15 protein-coding genes, 1 other RNA gene and 1 pseudogene are annotated in these 21,784 nt (G+C 63.3%); 8 read left to right on the top strand and 9 right to left on the bottom strand.

What is annotated here, in order from left to right; genetic code table 11:
* Window positions 1-27: 27 nt before the first annotated feature.
* Both DFR29_RS15180 and DFR29_RS15175 read right to left on the bottom strand, forming a co-directional pair.
* Complete coding sequence (locus tag DFR29_RS15180; RefSeq protein ID WP_133819464.1) at window positions 28-327, bottom strand: RnfH family protein; 300 nt, start codon at window positions 325-327, stop codon at window positions 28-30.
* Window positions 320-751: a type II toxin-antitoxin system RatA family toxin gene (locus DFR29_RS15175; protein ID WP_133819463.1), complete on the bottom strand. Its 432-nt coding sequence runs from the start codon at window positions 749-751 to the stop codon at window positions 320-322. Before DFR29_RS15175 ends, DFR29_RS15180 begins: the two co-directional genes overlap by 8 nt.
* Window positions 752-898: 147 nt before the next feature.
* Between DFR29_RS15175 and smpB the strand changes: the two genes are divergently transcribed.
* Complete coding sequence (gene smpB, locus DFR29_RS15170) at window positions 899-1,393, top strand: SsrA-binding protein SmpB (RefSeq protein ID WP_133819462.1); 495 nt, start codon at window positions 899-901, stop codon at window positions 1,391-1,393.
* A 206-nt stretch (window positions 1,394-1,599) separates the two neighbouring features.
* Window positions 1,600-3,123, top strand: coding sequence for a peroxidase family protein (locus DFR29_RS15165; RefSeq protein WP_133819461.1), 1,524 nt, complete (start codon window positions 1,600-1,602; stop codon window positions 3,121-3,123).
* Window positions 3,124-3,249: 126 nt separating this feature from the next.
* Here DFR29_RS15165 and DFR29_RS15160 read toward each other — a convergent pair whose 3' ends face one another.
* Entirely contained in the window at window positions 3,250-4,086 is an 837-nt protein-coding gene (locus DFR29_RS15160; RefSeq protein WP_166654111.1) for a JAB domain-containing protein, read from the bottom strand.
* A gap of 398 nt (window positions 4,087-4,484) precedes the next feature.
* Between DFR29_RS15160 and DFR29_RS15155 the strand changes: the two genes are divergently transcribed.
* The 3 genes from DFR29_RS15155 (at window position 4,485) to ssrA (ending at window position 6,497) form a co-directional block, all read left to right on the top strand.
* Window positions 4,485-5,357: a GIY-YIG nuclease family protein gene (locus DFR29_RS15155; protein WP_133819459.1), complete on the top strand. Its 873-nt coding sequence runs from the start codon at window positions 4,485-4,487 to the stop codon at window positions 5,355-5,357.
* A 157-nt stretch (window positions 5,358-5,514) separates the two neighbouring features.
* Window positions 5,515-6,129 (top strand): hypothetical protein, encoded by a 615-nt coding sequence (locus DFR29_RS15150; protein WP_133819458.1) that lies wholly within the window; start codon window positions 5,515-5,517, stop codon window positions 6,127-6,129.
* A gap of 14 nt (window positions 6,130-6,143) precedes the next feature.
* Window positions 6,144-6,497, top strand: a transfer-messenger RNA (tmRNA) gene (ssrA, locus tag DFR29_RS15145).
* A 302-nt stretch (window positions 6,498-6,799) separates the two neighbouring features.
* On the opposite strand, the gene DFR29_RS15140 is transcribed toward ssrA, so the two are convergent.
* The 6 genes and pseudogenes from DFR29_RS15140 to DFR29_RS15115 all read right to left on the bottom strand — a co-directional run bounded on the left by DFR29_RS15140 (window position 6,800) and on the right by DFR29_RS15115 (window position 16,474).
* Window positions 6,800-6,946: a hypothetical protein gene (locus tag DFR29_RS15140; RefSeq protein WP_208113605.1), complete on the bottom strand. Its 147-nt coding sequence runs from the start codon at window positions 6,944-6,946 to the stop codon at window positions 6,800-6,802.
* A gap of 54 nt (window positions 6,947-7,000) precedes the next feature.
* Window positions 7,001-9,997: a type I restriction endonuclease subunit R gene (locus DFR29_RS15135; RefSeq protein WP_133819457.1), complete on the bottom strand. Its 2,997-nt coding sequence runs from the start codon at window positions 9,995-9,997 to the stop codon at window positions 7,001-7,003.
* Entirely contained in the window at window positions 9,984-11,369 is a 1,386-nt protein-coding gene (locus tag DFR29_RS15130; protein WP_208113604.1) for a restriction endonuclease subunit S, read from the bottom strand. The genes DFR29_RS15135 and DFR29_RS15130 overlap by 14 nt, the downstream gene beginning before the upstream one ends.
* Window positions 11,370-11,413: 44 nt before the next feature.
* A pseudogene (locus DFR29_RS15125) lies at window positions 11,414-13,806 on the bottom strand (type I restriction-modification system subunit M).
* On the bottom strand, window positions 13,806-15,563 hold the full coding sequence (locus DFR29_RS15120) for a DUF262 domain-containing protein (RefSeq protein ID WP_133819455.1): 1,758 nt from the start codon (window positions 15,561-15,563) through the stop codon (window positions 13,806-13,808). Before DFR29_RS15120 ends, DFR29_RS15125 begins: the two are co-directional and overlap by 1 nt.
* Window positions 15,564-15,574: 11 nt before the next feature.
* Window positions 15,575-16,474: a helix-turn-helix transcriptional regulator gene (locus tag DFR29_RS15115; RefSeq protein ID WP_133819454.1), complete on the bottom strand. Its 900-nt coding sequence runs from the start codon at window positions 16,472-16,474 to the stop codon at window positions 15,575-15,577.
* Between the two features lie 373 nt (window positions 16,475-16,847).
* Between DFR29_RS15115 and DFR29_RS15110 the strand changes: the two genes are divergently transcribed.
* The 3 genes from DFR29_RS15110 to DFR29_RS15095 all read left to right on the top strand — a co-directional run.
* A complete protein-coding gene (locus DFR29_RS15110) occupies window positions 16,848-17,237 on the top strand; it encodes a transposase domain-containing protein (RefSeq protein ID WP_243746076.1) in 390 nt (129 codons plus the stop codon).
* Window positions 17,238-17,425: 188 nt separating this feature from the next.
* Window positions 17,426-17,983, top strand: a complete 558-nt coding sequence (locus DFR29_RS15100; RefSeq protein ID WP_133819452.1) for a hypothetical protein — start codon at window positions 17,426-17,428, stop codon at window positions 17,981-17,983.
* Between the two features lie 744 nt (window positions 17,984-18,727).
* Window positions 18,728-21,784: prealbumin-like fold domain-containing protein (locus DFR29_RS15095; RefSeq protein ID WP_243746066.1), on the top strand; the 3,057-nt coding region annotated here is incomplete at its 3' end.

Raw genomic sequence — 21,784 nt, 5'->3', positions numbered from 1 at the left:
TCCAACCGCTTCACCGTTCCAACCGCTTCACCGCTTCAACGGCGTCGCCGCCTTGCCCGCCCGGGCGCGGCGCACGTCCTTCGGATTCGCGATCAGCGGCCGATACACCTCTACCCTGTCCCCTTCGTGCAGCAGCGTGGCCGGCGTCGCCGGCCGGCTGAACAGGCCGAGCTTGCAACTGGCCAGGTCCAGCTGCGGAAACTGCTGCGCCAGGCCGCAGGCGGCCAGGGCATCTGCCACGGTCGCGCCCGCCGGCAGCTCGACGGCCTGCAGGAACTGGCGGCCCGGCTCGACATAGGCCACTTCTGCCCGCAGCCGCTCAGCCATAGACCCGCGCCGCCACGCGCACGAAATCGTCGACCATGCGGTCGGCCAGCCCCTGGAAACCCACGCGCAGGGCCGAGCCGATCAGCGCCCCGGCGTATTCGAAATCCATTGCCAGGGCGATCTTGCAGCCCACCTCGCCCAGCGGCGTGAAGCTCCAGCCGCCGGTCAGCGCGCGGAACGGGCCGTCGACCAGGTTCATGTCGATGCGCTCGGGCCGCAGCAAGGTATTGCGCGTGGTGAAGCTCTGCGACAGCCCCGCGGCCTTGACCTGCAGGCGGGCCGTCAGCGAGGCCTCGTCCTGTTGCAGAATGTCGGCCGCGACGCACCAGGCGAAACGCCTGGGGTATGCTTCCACATCGTTAACCAGGTCGAACATCTGGCCCGGGCTGTAGCGCACCAGGGCGCTGCGACGGATCTGGATCAAATCGGCAGTCTCGACGTATCGGGCAAGCAGGCAGTATCGCTGGCCCGGCTCCGCCCCGCCTTGAACTCGACGCTGGCGGGCGCATTGATCGGACCGCAACCCATAACAACAAGCGCGCCTCGGCGCGCGCGGCGGATTCTACCCAAGATGGCAAAACCCAAGGACAAAAAAGACAAGGACGGCGGCGGCACCATCGCCCTGAACAAGCGCGCCCGCTACGACTACCACATCGACGACCGCTACGAAGCGGGCCTGGCCCTGCAGGGCTGGGAAGTGAAAAGCCTGCGTGCCGGCCGGGTCAACTTCGGTGACTCCTACGCCCTGATCAAGGCCGGCGAACTGTTCCTGTTCGGCGCCCAGATCACCCCGCTGATCCAGGCCTCCACCCACGTCATCGCCGACGACCGCCGCACGCGCAAACTGCTGCTGCACCGCGAAGAAATCGACAAGCTGATCGGCGCGGTCGAACGCAAGGGCTATACCATCGTCCCCACCGCGCTGTACTGGAAGAACAACCGCGTCAAAGTGGAAATCGGCCTGGCCCGCGGCAAGCAGGAGCACGACAAGCGCGAAACCGAAAAAGAGCGCGACTGGAACCGCGAGAAGCAGCGCACCATGCGTTCGCACAACCGTGACGCCTGAACCCACCGCCGCCGCTCGCCACACCCGCCAAGGCCACCGCAAGGTGGCCTTGCTCATTCGGGCGCCGCCATCGCGCCAGGCAGTGCGGCCGGTGCGAAGAACGCAGCGACTTGCACCGCTGGCGTGTCCGGCACACGCCGCCCGACACTGAGAGAACCCGCACCGCCCAGCGACCTGTATGAGGCAACCGCCACCGGAGCCTCGCCATGTCCCACGCTTCCAACGTCGCCATTCTCGCGCCCAAATCGCCGTTCTACCAAGGCCCGTTCGGCCGCCTTTTCCCCAACCTGCCCGCCTGGCGCCCGCCCGGCGTGCCCGATTCGGCGCTGGAACAGCACTTCCTGCAGATCGCCAACGCCGACATGGTGGAATTTCCCGGCGTCAGCCCCGGCAACCTGCTGCAAATACCGACCGCCGTGCCGCAGCCGCCGTTCGACGCGGAGCTGCCCGCCGGCTATGTATACTTTGGCCAATTTGTCGATCACGACATCACCTTCGACCCGGCCTCGCTGCTGATGCGGGCGAACGATCCGTCCGGCCTGCTGAACCACCGCACGCCCCGGCTCGACCTGGATTCGCTGTACGGACGAGGCCCGGCCGACGCGCCCTTCCTCTACGACCGGCACACCCCCGCCAACGCCAAGAAATTTCTGCTCGGCGCGATCGCCGGCGTGCCCGGCGGCACGCGCGCCACGCTGCCGGACCTGCCGCGCAATACCGAGCAGACCGCACTGACCGGCGATCCCAGAAACGACGAGAACGCGTTCGTCGCGCAATTGCACCTGGCCTGCCTGCTCGCCCACAACACCCTGGTCGACCGTGCCGTCGCCGCCGGCATGGCCGAGCCGTTCAACGCCGCGCGCAAGACGCTGCTGTGGCTGTACCAGTGGGTGGTATGGCATGACTTCCTCGGCCGCATCGTCGATCCGGCCATCCATGCGCTGGCCCTCAGGAAAACACCGAATGCGGTCGGCGGCAGCCAATGGGAAAGCGGCCTGAAAGCGGTCTTCCACTGGAAGAACCAGCCCTTCATGCCGGTGGAATTCTCCGTAGCCGCGTATCGCTTCGGCCACTCCATGGTGCGCAACGCCTACCAGACCAATAGCCCGATCCGCGGCTTCGGCAATTTCGCCGTGCTGTTCGACAACTCGCCCGGCGCCCCCGTCCCGCCGGACGACCTGCGCGGCGGGCGCACGCTGGATATCCGCAACTACGTGCAGTGGGACTGGTTCCTGCCGATGCAGTCTTCCGTCCACGGACTTTTCCCGCAGCGGGCCCGGAAGCTCGATACCAAGCTGTCCAACGCGCTGGCCGCGCTGCACGAAGGGCCGGCCGGTTCGCCCATGAACGTGCTGGCCTTTCGCAACCTGCTGCGGGGCGTGCGGCTGGAACTGCCCTCGGGCAGCGATACCGCGCGACAGCTCGGCCTGACCCCGATCGCCATACCGCCGGACCGCGATTCCCTCTGGTTCTACTGCCTGCTCGAAGCCGAGACGAACCCGTCGTTCCCCGGCGAGCGGCTCGGCGCGGTCGGCTCGACCATCGTTGCCGCCGTATTCGCCGGACTGCTGACCGGCGATCCCAACGCCTGGGTCAACGTCGACCCGGCCTGGACGCCGGACCGCGACCCGCTGCTGCAGGCCAGCGACCGGATCGATTCCGCACCAGACTGGTGCCTGTCCTCGATCATCCGCCTGGCCGGCCTGCCGGTCGACGGCGGCGATTTCTGACATCGCCGCCTGCCGCCACCACAACGCCGCCCCTGTCGTAGGGTGCGATGAGCGCCGCGAATTGCCCCGTCGCCGCATGCGGCCCTGTGCCGTTGCTGCGACGCCATTCGCGGCGCTCATCGCGCCCTATGCGCAGTGGGCGCGCTCGCACGATGACGCCGACGCCAGGCTTGGCCTGTTCGCTCGATCCGATCCACTGAAATCACCGCCGCCCATCGATGCCTGTTGGCTCGTGCTCCCGCTGCTGCCGTTCGCCGCCGTGACCGGCGCGCCGCTGATCGAACACGGCGTTGCCGCCGCCGAATCCCGCAGCTGCCCTCGCCTTGCCGCCAACGGCAGCCGCGGCGCCAGCGCCGTGGGCACGCAGCCCCGCTGCGCCAGCGATACCGTCGCCTGACCTGCCCCCACCACGAAATGATCCAGTAGCCGCACGCCGACCAGCTGCAACGCCGCAGCCGCATCGGCGGTCAGGCCGATATCGTCCCGCGACGGCTCCGTCGCCCCGGACGGATGGTTGTGGGCCAGCAGCGCGGCCACCGCGTTGTACGCGATGGCCGAGCGCAGCAACTCGCGCATCGGCACGGACACGCGGTCGACCGTGCCGCGGAACAGCTCGCAGAACGCAATCAACCGGTGGCGCGCATCCAGCCAGGCCACTGCGAACACTTCCACCGGGTATTCCGCCATGCGCAGGCGGAACCAGTCGCCCGCGACGTCGGAATGCGTCAGCAGCACACCGGGCTGGCGGGCGCGGGATTCCAGGATGGCCAGGGCCTTGGCAATGGTGCGGTCTTCGCGTTCACGCGAGGTGTCGCGGGCACCGTGTGGAGCAAGCGATGTCGTGCAGGAGGGCTCGGGGCTTGCAGAAGATCCCGACGATGCAGACCGTGTTGCCGCGTTGGCGCGGGGCTTTGCCGGCCGAGCCAACGTAAGGTTTGCCGCGACTTCCTGTGTCTTGCGCATCCGACCGCTCCTGACCCGCGAGAGCCCGTCACCTGGAACGGCCCAGGTGACGGACGGTGCGTGGTTGGCGTACCGAACAACGACCGGCCAGCCTTGCGGCTGCCACGCACCGCCCGCCATAAAGTGACGAACACGCCATCGAGGGTACAGGCTGCCAGAAAAAGCAAAGCGCCTGCATCGGACGATGGGCGCTGGGTGCGCCGTTGTTTCGGGACGCCAATCCCGGCTGGCCGATAGAGGCTCAGCGGTGCCAAGTTTCATGTGTGCACAAAGTCCAGTCAATCCGAAAAATGTACGCCGACGTGTTGATCCGCAGCGCCTGCTGTAGCAGGCTCGCCCGGCGGGCCCGAGGCAGAATCACCGCCTCGCCGACGCTCCCCTCCTCGCGCCCGGACCCCATGGACCCTCGCCCCTTCTCCCTGAAAATCTTCGTCGCCCAGGGCGATCCCGACGGCCTGCGCATCGCCGAACGCAGCAACTGGATCGGCAAGGCCCTGGTGTTTCCGCGCCCACTGCTGCCGGCGATCAAGCAGCGCGAAGAATTCCAGCAGGCCGGCGTCTACCTGTTGCTGGGGCCGCGCGCCGACGGCGACGGCGACCTGCTCTACATCGGCGAAGGCGACCCGGTGCGGCCGCGGCTGGAGCGGCACTACAGCGAGAAAGATTTCTGGACCTGGGCCGTGTTCTTCGTCGCCGGCCCCGGCCAGTTGAACAAAGCCCACGTCCAGTTCCTGGAAGCACAGCTGGTACAGCGCGCCCGGCAGGCCAAGCGCGTGCCGCTGGACAACGGCAACAGACCGGCCGAGCCCACCCTGTCGGAAGCCGACCGCGCCGACATGGTCGTCTTCCTGGAAAACCTGCTCAGCATGCTGCCGGTGCTCGGCGTACAAGCCTTCGAACTGGCCGCACCGCACACGCCCGCCGCGCTGCCCAGCCCCCTACTCAGCTGCCGCGGCAAAGGCCTGGAAGCCCGCGGACACGAATCCACGCAAGGCTTCGTCGTCAAGGCCGGCTCGCACGCCGCGCTGGAACACCTGCCCTCCCTGCCCGAGCATTTCCGCGCTGCGGCCGAACTGCGCCAGCAACTGATCGCCAACGGCGTTCTGCAACGCAGCGCCGACCACCTCGTCTTCAGCCAGGACTACGCCTTCTCCAGCCCGTCCACCGCAGGCGCCGTCGTGCTGGGCCGCAACGTGAACGGACGGGTGGAATGGAAGGATGCCCAGGGCCGCACGCTGAAAGAGCTGCAGAGCCGGCAGGCGGAGGGGTAGATACCCGCCGTTTCTGCCTCGCAACGGGTGCTCCGACCCCGTCGAAACCTGCGGCGCTGCCGATCAGACCTGCATCGTTCCCCATAAACGCCGCATCACTTCAGGTCAGACCTGCATCGGTGCAGATAAAACCTGCGCCGTTGCAGATAAAACCTGCATGGCTTCAGGTCAGACCTGCGTCGTTGCAGATAAAACCTGCGGCGCTGCAGATCAAACCTGCACCATTGCAGGAAAAAAACCTGCGTCGCTTCAGATAAAACCTGCATGGCTTCAGGTCAAACCTGCGCCGTTGCAGAAAAAAACTGCGTCGCGCCAGATCAAACCTGCACCGTTGCAGATAAAACCTGCATGGCTTCAGGTCAAACCTGCGCCGTTGCAGAAAAAAACTGCGTCGCTCCAGATCAAACCTGCACTGTTGCAGATAAAACCTGCATGGCTTCAGGTCAGACCTGCACCGTTGCAGAAAAAAACTGCGTCGCTCCAGATAAAACCTGCGACGCTGCCGTTCGGACCCGCGCCATTGCAGGGCCAGCGGGGAGCCACTGCAGGGCCAGCCAAGCCAACCGAAGCAGCCCCGACCGACCAGGCCAAGCGGCTATCGAGCCGCGCGAAGGCGGGTCGGGCAACGCCTGCCCATGCGGCCGGCAAGCAGTCCTCGGCCTGGCCTGCGCCCGCCCAAGAGGCGGGCCCTACCCCTCCCTCCCTGCCCGACCCGCCCTTGAAACCCGCCCTGCCTGTCATCACATCGCAACCGACGCTGGCATCGTGCTAGCATCGCCTTTCCCCGGGGGTGTCACGGCTTCGACGGGGGTAGTGAGATGGTTGGGTGCATGCCGAGGGGGCAGCTTTCCTCGTTAATCCAGCGGCAAAAAACTCAGACGCCAACGACGACGTCTACGCACTGGCCGCTTAAGGCCTAGCCCCGAACCCACTTGTGCTTGTGCTCGTGGATGTAGGGTCATTATCACAAGATCGCTGAGAACCGCCGTCTGTCGGGGCTCGGCTAAAACTTACAGACTGGTCTTCCGGTGCGCCTTGCACACTGTGCTGCCGACGGACGAGATTTAACAGTGAGCTAAGCATGTAGTACCTGGCGTCAAACGCCTTCGGACGCGGGTTCAATTCCCGCCACCTCCACCATAATGTGAAATCCCAGCCCTTATCCGGTTGGGATTTTTTTTGCCCGTTCCCCCTGTGTTGTCGCGGTTTCGCGCCTTGACCTCTGGAGCCCCCCGCCCGAAGTCGACGTTTCCGGCGCACTTTTCGCCGTTTTTCTCTCTCTGTTCTCTGCTGCCCTCTTGAGCATTCAAGGCCTGAAGTCGTGTGTTGGCGCGGGTTTGCGGGCCATTGGTTTGCTTCTTCGCTTGCTCGGGAGCGCGCGGCCGAGACAGCGAAAGGCACAAAAAACCGCTGCGTGGCGGCGTGTCGCTGCGGCACGGACGTCAGCGCGAGCCTGCAACCAGCGCCTCGCGTTGCGCCAGCCAGGACGCCGATAACTTGCCGCGCAGCAACTGGCTGACACCCACCTCGATGCGTCCCAAGGCGATGGCATCGATCAGGTCAGGGGCCAGTTGCGCCAGTCGGCTCATCTTCCAAAGTCCTCACCTACGCCCATTGCAGTTCCCTCGCCTAATCACCAAGAGTCACGCAGACGCGCCGGTTGGAGGAGAGGCCTTAGGCGGCACCGTGCCTGGGTGGTAGGTCGAGTCGAAGACCATGTCGGTCAGCCAGCGCTTGAAGCTCGGGTTGTCACTGAACTGCTTGAATAGCTCCGTGTGGTCGGAGATCAGCTCCAGCACCACGCGATTGAGCGCCTTGTCGTGCTCCAGCTTGGCGTTCTGCTTGTCGGAGTTGGCCTGCGCGTTTTGGTAGGCCTTGTCCTGAGCCACGCGCGCCGGAATTTCCTCGGTAATGACCTTTCGAATCTTGTCGCCGTCCTTCCACTCGATGTTGCCGAACATGTCGTTGAAGGCTCTGATGATGTTCGACAACTTGTCGATTTCCGGCGTACCGCCACCGCCGCCCCCGCCGGGAGGGGGCGGTTCGATGAAGGCGTCGGCATCGTCCATCGACATCTTCAGTGACGCCTGCGCTTCTACCCGATAGCTGTCCATGTCGATGGCTTCCAGCACGCCCTTGGAGAGGTCTTCCTCCTTCGGGGCCGGTAGCTTTGGGATCAGGAAGTTCAGGAAGATCGACAGCTTTTCCCAGGCCGGGTGGCCGTAGGTCAGGATCGCAGCAAGAAAGCCGTAGCTACGCACGAAAGCCTTGGCTTTGCCCTTGAACTCGACTTGACCGTCTTCGTCCAGGTTGTCGATGTACTCGGCCACACAGGTATCGAGAATGGGGTCGAGCTTGTCGCGGTCTGCGCCGGTGACATAGAGCGCAACCAAATCATCAACCTGCTGCCAGCTGTACACCTGCTTGGCATCGAGGTCGTTCTTCAAGTCATGCAGCTTGTTGGGGTCGGTTTCGCCGACCTGCACCGTCGCGCGGTAATAGTCCTGGAATGCAGCCTTTACCGCCTCGGCGTTGTCGGCAAAGTCCAGCACGAAGGTATCGCGCTTCTGCGGGTGGGCTCGGTTCAGCCGCGACAGCGTTTGCACCGCCAGCACGCCCGCCAATGGCTTGTCCACGTACATCGTGTGCAGCAGCGGCTCGTCGAAGCCGGTGATGAACTTGTTGGCGACGATCAGAAAGCGATACGGGTCTTGCTTGAGCTTGGACGGAATGTCCTTGCTCGGGAATTGGTTGAGATCGGCTTCGGTCTTCCTCACCCCGCCAATGTCAAAGTCGCCCGAGTACGCCACGATGGCCTTGAACGGACTCTTGATTGAGGCGAGGTAATCCGACACCTCGCGGTAGTAGTCGATGGCCCGTGCGATGCCGTTGCAAACGATCATCGCTCGCGCCTTGCCACCGATCTTTTGCTTGCCCGCCACCTGCGCCACGAAGTGGTCGACCATGATCTCGGCCTTCTTGCGGATGGCCTTATCGTGGGATTCGACGTAGTGACGAATCTTCTTCAGCGCCTTCACCTTGTCGAAATCGGGATCGTCCTCGACTGTCTTGGCGACGTGATAGAAGCTGTCAACCGACGTGTAGTTCGCAATCACGTCGAGGATGAAACCCTCTTGAATCGCCTGCTTGGTGGTGTAGGTCAGCTCCTCCGGCGAGCGGTAACGCGCCTCACTGCCTTCGATGAACCGCTCCCCGAACAACTCTAACGTTCGATTTTTCGGCGTGGCCGTGAATGCGAAGTAGCTGGCATTCGACAACATCTTGCGCGACTCGATCAGTTTGTTGACGGCGTCCTCAACGGATTCCTCGTCGTCCTCATCGTCACCAGGAGCGCCCGACAAGGCCATGTGCATCTTGGCCGTCGTCTTGCCGCCCTGGCTGGAATGCGCCTCGTCGATCAGCAACGCGAACTTCTTGCCGCCGAGGTCGCCCAGCTCATCGAGGATGAACGGGAACTTCTGCACCGTCGTGACGATGATCTTCTTGCCTTTGCGCAGGAAGGTGCGCAGCTCGGCGGCATCCTCGGAATGGCCGAAGGTCGACGCGACGTGGTTGTAGCTTTTGATGGTGCGGGCGATCTGGGTATCCAGCGCACGTCGGTCGGTGATGACGATCACCGAGTCGAATTGAGCCAACATCGCATCGGCGGCCGTCTTGAGTTCGACCAACTGGTGGGCCAGCCACGCGATGGTGTTGCTCTTGCCGCTGCCTGCCGAATGCTGGATGAGATAACGCTTGCCAACCCCATCCTCGCGGGAGCGGCGCAGCAAGGCACGGACGGTACGCAGTTGGTGAAAACGCGGAAACACTTGCTTGCGCCGCTTTTTGCCCTTTTCATCTTCCTCTTCCACCACCTGCGTGAAGTTCTCGATGATGTTGGCCAGCGAGTCCTTGACCAGCACCTGCTTCCACAGATAGTCGGTTTTCAGGCCATGCGGGTTGGGCGGATTGCCTGCGCCGCTGTTCCAACCCTGGTTGAACGGCAGGAACCAGGAGGTCTTGCCAGTAAGATGCGGGCAGAACCGCACTTCGGCATCGTCCACCGCCATGTGCGCCACGCAGCGCCCCAATTGGAACAGCAGCTCGGCCGGGTTGCGATCAGTCTGGTACTGGGTGATGGCGTCGGCGACGGTCTGCTTGGTCAGCGAGTTCTTCAACTCGAACGTCATCACCGGCAGGCCATTGATGAAGATGGCAACGTCCAGCGAGCGCTGCGACTCGTCATTGCTGTAGCGCAACTGGCGGGTGACGCTGAAGATGTTCTTGCCGAAGTTCTCGGCAGCACTGGCGTTGCCCGGCGTGGGCAGCAGCTTGTACAGATCAACGTGAACCGGGCCGTGGCCCACGCCCTTGCGCAGCACATCCACCACACCCCGCTTGGCGATCTCGCCCTGGATGCGGTGCAAGAACTGGGTGCGCTTGATGCCCTCGCTTGCCAGTTCCAGTGTTTCGACCGCCTTGGGCTGGGTGGCCTGCAGAAACGCCAGCAACTGCACCACGTCCACCGCCACGTCGCGGTTGTAGTCGCTGGGGTTGCCCTGCACATAGCCGCCGCCGGTGCAGAGATCGCGCACGATCAAGGCCTCCAGGCCTTTTTCGCTGGTATCAGTCGTCGCCATCTTCTTCCTCCCCATCGGTATCCAGTTCGTCGTCGCTGCCGAGCACAGCCAAGTCTTCGTCGGCCACAACGTCATCCGGGCCGGACACCCAGCCGCGAACATCCACTTGGCCTGTGACGACATCGGCGATTTGCCGGTCGCGGTATTCGCGGATCAGCTTGATTTCGTCTTCCGCCCGCAGGATGGCTTCTTCGAGTGGCTTGCACTCATCGGCAATCCACCTGCAGATGACCTTCTGTTCTCCTATCGGCGGTAGCGGGATGACGGCGTTCTTGACATCGTGCTTGCCGAGGGCGAATCGGGTGACACCGGTTGCCAGCACGTGAAATTGCTCGGCGATACGGGCAGACCCGATGGCGCGAAACAGGAACTCACCCTCGATGCGACCGGGCTCGGGTCGCAGCAATCCAAGGTGGTAGGCGCAGACCACACCAGGAAGCCCGACTGGCACCCATGCGGGCACCGCAATGTCGTCCGGCGTTTCAGAATCCTTAGTGATGATGACGTCGCCCGCTTTGAGCGTGAGCCGGGCGATTTCTCCTGCCGTCGCAGTGGCTTGCATCAAATCCATGTCGCCGGTGATCTTGTCGTTCTTGTAGACGTCTGTGTAGTTGCACAGACGAACTGACGTTTCGTGATCATGCGAATGCTTGTCCACACCACTGAAGCGCACATCAGCGACGTGCTTTACCAGGGCAATATCCCAGTGCAGGGGCACATCCCCCAACCACTCGATGCCAGATGGCTTCAACGCGACCGAGTCATCGAGGCCGCGCGTGACAGCGTGGTCAATGATGCGCAACTTCTGTTCTGTGAGAAGGCCAATCAGTTCGCGCTTGGCCTTGATGAGGCGGGAGATGCGGGCATCCTGCGCCCGGAGATAGGCGACGATCTTGTCTTGCTCTTGGCGGGGTGGCAACAAAGTCGGGAAGCTGCCGACGATGGCGCAGTTCAATGCCGCCTGATTGCCGCCGCGACCGTAGTTGCGCTGGAAGTCGTAGGCTGCGGTCAGCATGTAGTGCAGGTAGCGCCCATCCAGCTCCTTGCCCGGCGTGATGCCCGCCAGGTTCTGGTTGATAGTCGCATCGATGGCGAGATACGCCGACATGCCGCGCGTCTTGCCCTGGCCAACCATGCCAAGGATCACGCTGCCCGCTGGCAGAACTCGAAGACACGATTCCTTGACGGCCTGCGCTGTGACCAGCTCGCGCGCCTTGCGCACGATGTAGTCATTGACCTGCCCGCTTGCCAGCCACGGCACGGTGCCGTTACTCCAGTAGTCGAACCGGCCGCGCGCAGGCGTCGTTCCATTGCCGACGCGAGCAACATAGCGCAATCGTGCCGTGCGCCAATGCGCGGGGATGCGCTCCACCCACGACGCTTCGGACGTTCGGTAGTCGGAATACTCCGCCCCCATCACGCCGCCCCCACGATCTTGTGCAGCAAGCCTTCCGTCTGCTCCTCCAGCTTGAGGATGTCAGCGCGAATCTGATCCAGCGTGCGCAGCGGGGTCGGTTTGTAGAAGTAGCGCGCGAACGAGATCTCGTAGCCGATCTTGGATGCGTCCATTGCGATCCACGCATCCGGTGCGTGGGGCAGCACCTCGCGCACGAAGAAGGCTTCTATGCCCCCGGGCTCCTTGAGCGGCACCTGCTCTGTGTCGCGCAAGTCGCTATCGGCCTCGTACTCCACCATGAAACGATCCTTGCCCACGGTTTCCAGGTACGCGCCGTCGTAGCCGGGTTCGAAATGCTCACTCGCCTTGAGCTTGCTGCGTTTGGCAATGACCGGCGGGGCCGACTCATCACGCCAACTCACCGCCTTGTAGATGGCCTTCTTCTCGGGAGCACCCAGCTTCTTGCTGTGCGCCTTCATCGTGGCGTCAAAGCGTGTGCGGAACTCGTTGTGGTCGTCAAAGACGCCTTCGCCAAGTTCCTGCTGCGCCAGCTTGGCCAGTTCCACAAGGGTCTTGTCGCGCTGCCACGTCGCGGGGTCGAGCAGCTTCTTGCGCCGCTTCTCCGGCACGGCCTTCCTGGTGGTCTTGGCGTCTTCGTCGTCCGACTCCTCGTCGGCATCTTCGTCGCCATCGTCACCCTTCAGCCACGCTTCGATTTCGGCTTTGAGCTTGGCGAATTCCGTGTACAGCTTGTCGTTGTACTTGGCGTAAATCTCGCTGCGCAGGGCTTCGTCGCCCGTTGCGAAGCGCAAGCTTTCGATGGAGCTGCGTTTGAGCTGGCTCTTGAGGCGCAGCGGACGTTCGACCGTGATCTTCCAGTAGCCGAAGTCGGCGTTGTCGAACCACTTGCATTCGGGCACTGCCTTTGCGGCTTCGGCATCGGCGGGCGGCTGGGCGAGGTAGTGCTTGAGGATGCGTTCAATGTCTGCATCCGCCAACTCGCAGTTCTTCTTGCCAAGGTTGCGCCGCATCGGCAGGAACCACTGCGAAGCGTCGATCAGTTGCACCTTGCCGCGCCGGTGTGCGGGCTTCTTGTTGGCCAGCACCCAGATGTAGGTGGCGATACCGGTGTTGTAGAAGATGTTGAGTGGCAGAGCGATGATGGCTTCGAGCCAGTCGTTCTCCAGCACCCAGCGCCGAACATTGCTTTCGCCCTGGCCCGCATCGCCCGTAAACAGCGCCGAACCGTTATGCACCAGCGCGATGCGGCTGCCCAGCGGCGTGTTGTGCTTCATCTTCTGCAGCTTGTTCACCAGGAACATCAGCTGCCCGTCGCTGGAACGGGTGATGAGCTTGAATTCGGAATCGCCGCCGTGATTGACGATGAAGCGCGAATCGCTGAATTCCTTCTTGCCGCCCATCCGGTCGAGGTCGGTCTTCCAACTCTTGCCGTAAGGCGGGTTAGAGATCATGAAGTCGAACTCGCGCGACCGGAACTGATCGGCCGACAGTGTCGACTTGTCCGCGCCGCCGACGATGTTCTCGGCCTCGTCACCTTCGCCCTTGAGCAGCAGGTCGGCCTTGCAGATCGCGTAGGTCTCGGGGTTGATCTCCTGCCCGAACAGGTGAATCGACACTTCCTTGTCGTGGTTCGCTGCCAGCTCGTGCAGTGCCTCTTCAGCCACGGTCAGCATGCCGCCCGTGCCGCAGCTACCGTCGTACAGCAGGTAGGTACCAGACTGGATTTGGTCGGCCACCGGCAGGAACAGCAACTTGGCCATCAGCTTGACCACGTCGCGCGGCGTGAAGTGTTCTCCAGCCTCTTCGTTGTTCTCTTCGTTGAAACGGCGGATCAACTCCTCAAACACCGTGCCCATACCGTGGTTGTCGAGTGCGGGCAGCTTGATCCGGCCGTCTGTATCTTTGACAGGAAGCGGTGCGAGGTTGATCTCCGGGTCAAGGAAGTCGTTAATCAAGTGACCGAGGATGTCGGCCTCGACCATCGTTTGGATCTGGTCTCGAAACTTGAACTTTGCCAAGATGTCCTGAACGTTCGGGGAGAAACCGTCCAGGTAATCAACGAAGTTGTCCCGAAGGCGCTGTCCTTGTCCACTGGCCGTGAGAGTGGCGAGGGTGAATTCCGATGTATTGTAGAACGCTTGCCCGGCTGCCATGCGCAGCGCGCCGTCCTGCTCTGCGACTTGTGCGTGTCGAGGAACTTCTTGCGCTCCAGCACCGCCTGCTTGGTCGACTCCAGCACGGCGTCGAGCCGCCGCAGCACGGTGAAGGGAAGGATCACGTCACGGTACTTGCCGCGCACGTACACATCGCGCAGGCGGTCGTCAGCGATATTCCAGATGAAGTCGGCTACCCACTTCAGATTGCTTTGATCTTGTTGTTTTACGGGTTTCATTAAGCCTGCCCTTGCGATGCTTTTGTTGTGTCAGGCGCTTTGCTGACTGATCCGGTTGGCGGTACTTCAAGTGCCCAGTGTTTCTTGAGCACGCCGACAAGGCGCTCTTGCCGATCAATCAGCATCGCCGGTGTCCATTCGTCTTCCGAGCGGACTTCCTGCGTCAGGACGAAGGGTGATGCGGTGCCCTTGCCCTTGAAGTACACATTTTTCTTTTTTGCGAAGTCGTAGTTGCTGGCGGACGAATTCTTGTTCCGGTCAAGCGGAACCAAGTTGGCGAGGCGGTGTGTCCACGCTTCGCGTTCGTCCTCATCGGGGAACCACTGCAGCCAGTCCGAGCCATCCGGCGGTGTCTGCGGTAGCACGTGCTCCAACGACACGGCGCTCTGCAGTTGCACTCCGGGAGCTCGCACCAGCGATTCAAGACGCAAGACCAGCGCCATCCGCGCCTTGGGCAAATCGTCGTAAACGTCGCCATCGAGTGCCGCGGCGAACGTGCGTTTTTGCGCGTCTGTCAGAGCCAGCGTGGTGAGCTCGGCCAGCCCCCCCTTGAGAGTCTCCGGTTCGATTTCCTTTGTTAGCGCAGCGTAGGTTTCAATGCGCTCGTTGATGCCCACCTTGGTGACCAGCAGGAAATAGGTGAGCCGTTCCAGTGATTCGAAAAATTCCGCGAGCAGCTTGGGCTTTTGCCGGAAGCGCTTGAAATAGACCAGTGCCGGGGGCACCCAGTCTTTGAAGTCCACGCGGTTGAGCCAGGACAGGTGCTCATTGATCGTCTCGGCGTGCTCGGTGGCCTCGAAGTCGGCGTCGCGCACGAAGTCCCACACTTCGGCGTAGGGCTTGATGACCTTGTCGACGAGGTCGATGGGGGCCTTGTACTCGGTGACGTGCTCCTGGAATTCCTTGACCAGCGTGGCCCGCTGCTTCTGCTTGGCGTAGATGGTGCGGATGTGACCGAACAGATCGCCAAAGGCATCGCGGCCAAGTGCGGTTTCAATCCGGCTCCACTCCTTGGCGTAGGCACGGCTTTTGACATCGCCCGCCGTCGTGCGGATCAGACCCAGCACCTGTGCCTTGATGATGTCGATGGGCGCGAGGTCGAGCCCCCGGTTGTTGAGCACGGAAAAGATGCGGTACGCGGCTTCGAGATCAGGCGTGGAGATGACGACCAGCGAGCAGTCGTTGGCGAGGAACTGCCACAGCGCGATCAGGTCGGCAGGCGGTAGCGCCTTGGCCTTGCCCAGCAGCAGCGTGGCGTTTTCGCGGTAACGCAGACGGCTGTCTTCCAGCTTGTCGGTGCTGGCGACCAACTGCGCAATGCCACCCGGCTCCTGAATGTTGGCGCGGAAGAAGTTGGCGTCTTCCTCGCGGGCGGTCAGGCGGTATTCGTTTTTCTCGCCGAGGCTGACCTTGCCTTTCTTGTAGAGGAAATCGGTGATGTCGTCGGCGGCGTGCGGCATGGCCTCGCGCAGCACCGCGAACAGCATCGTCAGCGTGGAGAGGCGTTGCTGGCCATCGACGACGGATGATTTCGGTTCCCGGTCGTTTTTAATCAGCACGATGCTGCCGAGGAAGTATTGGCTGGTCGCACCGGAGACGCGGGCGTCCTGCATGGCCGAGATCAAATCGTCGAACAACTCACCCGCCTGCTCAGTCGTCCACGCGTAGGGGCGCTGGTAGTCCGGGATCTCGAACTGGTAACTGCCTTCGAAAATCTCGCGGATCAGCTTGTCATGCGCTTCAAGTGTCTTGGCCATCGTGTTCTTTCCTATCGTTTCTTGGGGCTGGTCGGCGCTTGGTAGCCGGGAGCCAGCTTGGCGTTCTCGACGCCGTAAAGCGCCAGCGGATCGCTGAGCCATAGGCGGTACTGTTCTTCTTTGAGGCGGTGGTCGGGCGAGCAGTCCACGCTCCAGCGCAGCAGCATGTAGCCTGCGACGGCGGCGCGAACGCGCATCCGGATCGATCCGTCGGTCATCCCGTAGTCCATCCTGATGATCTCGGGGCGTTCAAGGCGCGGGTGCGGCACGAAGTCCAGCTCAACGATGCGCGTCCACTGGATATCGTTGTCCGGCCGTTCGTTGGCCTGCGGTTCTTCATCAAGCAAAGTCGGCGTCTCGATGCGGGTGACAACGAAGTCGCGGAATTCGCCGGACTTGCGGTCAAAGGCACGGACGTGCCAGCGCAGACCGGTGTCCACCAGCGCAAACGGCACGATGACTCGCTCGGACTCGCCATTGCTCATCGAGTGGTAGCGAATCGCCACTGGGTGCTTGGCATGGATGGCACGGCAAATCGGAGCCAGCACTTCCATCCGAGGGCTGCTCAACGCTGCAGGGGACTCACAGGGCAGCAGGGGCTGCGAGTCGACGTTTACGCCATCACCAAACCCAAGAGCGAGCGCCGACAAAACACGCTGCGTCGCGTGCTCAAAGATCGGGGAGAAAGTCTTGCAGATCCGGTAGATCTTGTTGCTGCCGTCGAACTCGATGTTCTGCGGCGCGATTTCCCGGTACAGCGCTAGATCGCGTGTGGCACCGGCAGGGGCCACCCCAAAGCGGTTCGCCAAGTCAGGGCGGCCGATTTCACCCATGAAGTAGAGGCGGAAGTCGATGTAAGCCAGCCGCTCCCGCTGAGGGTGGCTCAAGCTCTCGACGCGTTGGGGATGCATGGTCAGGCGCTCCTCATCCACGTCAGGCGACGGCAAGACGGAAAACGGAAGTTCGATTGCACATTGGCAGGCGGTTTATATCATCAGAACGATGACATCGCGCGCCATTGTTTGTGCCTGAGCAAGTGATCGAACTGGCCAAGTCGTCAAATTGAGGGACTCAGGGCCGGGCGTTACTATCTGGTTCTGATTGCGGACGCGGGTTCGGTTCCGTGTTCCACCACCAAACCGTGCGAAAAAGGCCGCCCTTGCGGTCAATGCCAGTCAGATAAGCCTTAGTCCGGCGATTTAATGTCGTAGGGGAGCATGTTCACCATGCCCCCCTTCTGCTTTGCGCCTTCTCCAAGAAACGCTGAATCAAACGTTGCAGCATGTGCATGCCGACCCGCTCGGCCCGTTGGCGCAGTTGATCGACAGCCACTGGATCGAACAGGCGCTGGCCGCCAGCGGTAAAGCAAGCATCCGACGACGCAAGCTACCGGCCGAGCATGCGGTCTGGCTGGTGATCGGGCTGTCGTTGTATCGGCAGTTACCCATGAGGCAAGTGGTGCAGCACCTCTCGCTGAGCGTGGATATGCAAGGTGTGCCGGTGCCCAGCGCCAGCGTGCAAGCCCGCCAGCGTCTGGGCAGTGAACCCCTGGAGCAGTTGTTCGGCCGTCTGCCGGCGTCGTTCACCAAGGACATCCGCGCCGAGAAACTGGCCCGCGCCTACGCGCATGTCTACGATCACTACTTCGGCGCAGGACAGAGCGCCTACGTCTGACAGGACGTCAGCCGGCAGGTGTTGCAACACGCCGGCAAGGTAACAGCGGAAATCGCCAGGGCGCATGCCGAAACCGAATTCGAGAACTATCGCGTTGTTCACGACCGGCTGTTCGAGAGCGACTTTGACCGGCTGGTCAAGCAGATCGCGCGCACTACCCAACCCCAAGTCGACGAGGAACAAGCCGAGTGCCTGCGAAGAAAACCAAACCCACCTGGACCGACGTCAAAAAGAACCTCGCCAGTTTCGACAACCCTGGCCTGATCGCCCTGCTCCACGACCTCTACACCGCCAGCAAGGACAACCAGGCCTTCCTGCACACGCGCTTCGGCCTCGGAGACGATGTACTGAAACCTTACAAAGCCACCCTGACGCGCTGGCTCTGGCCGAACTGGCTCAAGAACCAGAACACGTCGGTGACTACGGCAAAGAAGGCCATTGCGGACTACAAGAAAGCAGTCGGCCAGCCGGATGGCCTGGCGGAATTGATGGTGTTCTATTGCGAACAGGCAGCGGCCTTCAGCAGCGACGTGGGCCTGGACGATGAAAGCTATTACGACGCGCTGGTCCGAATGTTCGAGCAGGCACTGAAGACCATCGCGGCGCTGCCGGAGCAACAACGCCCCGCGCTATGGACGCGACTCGACCAGGTGCGCCGACTGGGTCACCAGGTCGGCTACGGGATAAGCACGTCGATGGACGAGTTGCTGATCGAGTATGGCGTCGATGCTCGGCGAAGCCGGTAGCTCGCAACACGCCTTCGGACGCGGGTTCAATTCCCGCCACCGCCACCAAATCAAACCCCCTTGATTATCAACGGGGTTTTTTCTTTCTGAAACGAGTCCCGAGCGGCGATGCGGTAGTGCCGGAGGTCTGTTTGTGCCCGGCCCCTTTGTTTTCGGCCGCCCTTCGGGCTGATTCGTGCGCTTCGGGGGGCCGCTGGACCGTCGTACCCGCGTGGGCTCGACATTCATCGTCCGACGGTTGGGGCTTGTGGACAAAGATACCGGTCGCCTGCTGGCGGCCGCGACGGCTTCTGCCCTATCGTCTGCATACCGGGCAGGCATGGCTGGCAGAGAACGCGCACACGTGGCTCGGCAGCGGGTTTGCGCAGTCGCGCGGCGGTCCGCTCGCCGCCCGGGCCCGTTCACGAAATTTTGACGCATTCTCCAGATTTTCACCCAGATACTGGCGCGAAAAAGCGGGCTGCATGCGTGGGTAACCCCTTGCGCGCGGGGTGCGGCCGTTGACGGCGCGCCTGACCATTGGCTTGCGTACGGTCACCGTGCTAGTTTTTTGCCAGCGGGAACACCGGGGCCGTGGAAAGCGGTCGATTTTCGGGGGCAAGCCACATGGCGAACGATCGTACGATCGTCCCGCAGCGTGGTCATTCAGGGGACAATTCGATGATGCGGATGTGCACGGCATTCGCCGCGGCGCGGCGATGCGTTGCGGGCAAGCTGCTTGCGGCTTCGCGACTTGGCTGCGGCATGGCCCTGGCGCTGATGATGGCGGCGCTGCCGTCTCAAGCGGCGCAGGTGCAGCATCTCACCACCCAGAGCGCAGCCGCGTCCGGCGCGGGAGCGGCGGGCAAGCCCACGATCGCGAGCTTCAGCATACCCTCGGGCAAGAACCGCGCGCTGTTCATCTGGGCCACCTTCGAGCGCGACCACTGCTCCCCCGCAGATACCACCGCCGGGCGTTGCGCCAGCGGCAATACCGCCGGCACGGGACTGGGCGACAACTGGCCCGAACCGCGCACGGGTACGCCGCCCGCGACGACGACGAACAGCCAGATCACCGCGCAGTTCGTCGGCCCGGGCGGCACCATCAACAAGCAGAACGCGCTGGTCATCGGCGGGACACCCAGCGGCGACACGCGCTTCATCACCATCAGCACTTCACCCACGGGCTCGCCTGCCGGCACCGCGTTCTTCGGCGTCAGCAGTTTCCACATTGTGCTGTTTGAGAACGAGATCAACACGCTGCTCGGCGGCACCGCGAGCGGCAGCATTGCGGTGACGTTCCCCGATGTGACCGTGCCCAGCGGTGCCGGCGACGACGCGCTGGTGACCGCCTCGGTGTTCCAGAACGTGGAGCAGACCGTCACCGGTTTCGTGCGCAATGCGACGGCCACCGCCCAGGTGACCACGGGCACTCCGGGCAATTTCGCGATGGCGCCGGCGGCCTACGATGCCGGTCAGGCACCCGACGAGGCCGATGACGGCAAGCTGGTCACGGCGGCGAATTCCAGCACCGAAGGCTTTGTTCTGCCTGCCGGCCATGTGGCACTGGCCACGCTGTCGGTGACCAACAACCTGGGCGAATACGACACGCCCAATGGCAACATCAACAACGAACCGAACGGGCTGACAGGCGCTGCGTATTTCCGCAACGGCGGAGCGACGCCGGCGAGCCTGTACACGGTGCAGGCCGCCGGCGCGGCGGGCACCCTGGTCTACGGCGGCACGAATGCATCGTTCCTGCTGGAGTCGGACAACGCCGACGTGGGCGATGCACCGGTGGCCTACGGCAACCCTACGCACACGATCAGCGGCGTCCGCCTCGGCGCATCGGTCGACGCCGACGCCAGTCTGCTCAACAACGCCACAGCCACGGGCGACGACACCAACAACACCGACGACGAGGACGGTGTCACGCTGACGCCGCTGCTACCGATCGGCCAGACGACGATCGTCCCGGTCAGCATCCAGAACGCCAGCGGCTTCCTCAGCGCCTGGTTCGACTGGAATGTCGACGGCGACTTCAACGACGCCGGCGAGCAGATGGTCAATGCCCAGGCGGTTGCCCCAGGCACGGTGAATCTCAACATCACCGTACCCCTCGGGGCCGTCATCGGTCCCACGTTCGCCCGTTTCCGGGTGTGCACCAACAACACCGCGCTCGACAACTGCAATACGCCGGCGGGCACGGTGCAGAGCGGCGAAGTAGAGGACTACCAGTTCCAGGTCAGCCGTCTGCTGCAACTGTTCAAGACCACCGTAGGCGGTGCGGGCGGTCCGTTCACCTTCGCCCTGACCAACACCGGCCAGGTCACGGGCACGGTGACGACGGCGACGGCCGCTACGCCGACGGCGGTCGACGGCGATACTGGAATAGCCGGCACGCAGGGCTATGCCATCGTCTCGCCCACGAGCGCGGTGTCCATCACCGAGGGTGCGTTGCCGGTGGGTTGGTCGCTGACGGGGGCTAGCTGCGAGAACGCGGCGAGCACCCCGGTGGGCAGCCTCAGCGGCACTACCTACACCATCAGCGGTGCCGAAATCGCAGCAAGCATCAGCTTCTCCTGCACCTTCACCAACACCAAGCTGCCCATCCTGCGCCTGCAGAAAACGCTGCCGACCGGGCGCTTCGCTGCCGGCGACCAGTTCACGCTGACCATTGCCGGCACCGGCGGCCCGGCCGCGGTAACGACGACGGGTGCGGGCACCACGGCCACTGGCCTGGCGACCCTGAACAACGGCGTCGTCGGTGCGAACTACGTGCTTTCCGAAGCCGCCGCGGGCGGCGCAAATCTCGCCAACTACCAGACCAGCTACAGCTGCACCAACGCGCTCAGCGGCGGGCAGACGCCATCCGGCAGCGGCACCAGTTTCAACGTCACGGCCAACGCCGGTGACGATTTGACCTGCACGTTCAGCAACAGCGGCGCACCGCAGCTCACGCTGAGCAAGACGGCGAGCGCGAGCCCGTGGACCGTCGGCGTTCCGGCGAGCTACACGCTGCAGGTCACGAATACCGGCACGACGGCCACGACGGCTGCAGCAACGATCACTGACACGATTCCGACTGGCCTCACGATCGGCACGCTGCCAGCGGGTTGCACGGCAGCCGGCCAGACCGTCACCTGCACGGTTCCTGCCGGCCTGGCCGCGAGTGCAAGCACGAGCTTTGTCATTCCGGTCACACCGACACTGGCCGCGGGCACCAGCGTGACGAACACGGCCACCGTCAGCGGCGGCGGCGACTCAGGCTGTCCGGCAGCGGCGCGCTGCAGCTCGACGGCGGGACCAACCGCAATAGGCGCACCGCAGCTCACGCTGAGCAAGACGGCGAGCGCGAGCCCGTGGACCGTCGGCGTTCCGGCGAGCTATACGCTGCAGGTCACGAATACCGGCACGACGGCCACGACGGCTGCAGCAACGATCACTGACACGATTCCGACTGGTCTGACCATCGGCACGCTGCCAGCGGGTTGCACGGCAGCCGGACAGACCGTCACCTGCACGGTTCCTGCCGGCCTGGCCGCGACTGCAAGCACGAGCTTTGTCATTCCGGTCACACCGACACTGGCAGCGGGCACCAGCGTGACGAACACCGCCACCGTCAGCGGCGGCGGCGACTCAGGCTGTCCTGCAGCGGCGCGCTGCAGCTCGTCGGCGGGACCGACCACAATAGGCGCACCGCAGCTCACGCTGAGCAAGACGGCGAGCGCGAGCCCGTGGACCGTCGGCGTTCCGGCGAGCTATACGCTGCAGGTCACGAATACCGGCACGACGGCCACGACGGCTGCAGCAACGATCACC

The sequence above is a fragment of the Tahibacter aquaticus genome, from assembly GCF_004363655.1.
GTDB lineage: Bacteria > Pseudomonadota > Gammaproteobacteria > Xanthomonadales > Rhodanobacteraceae > Tahibacter > Tahibacter aquaticus.
This window is presented reverse-complemented; position numbering and strand designations above follow the sequence as displayed.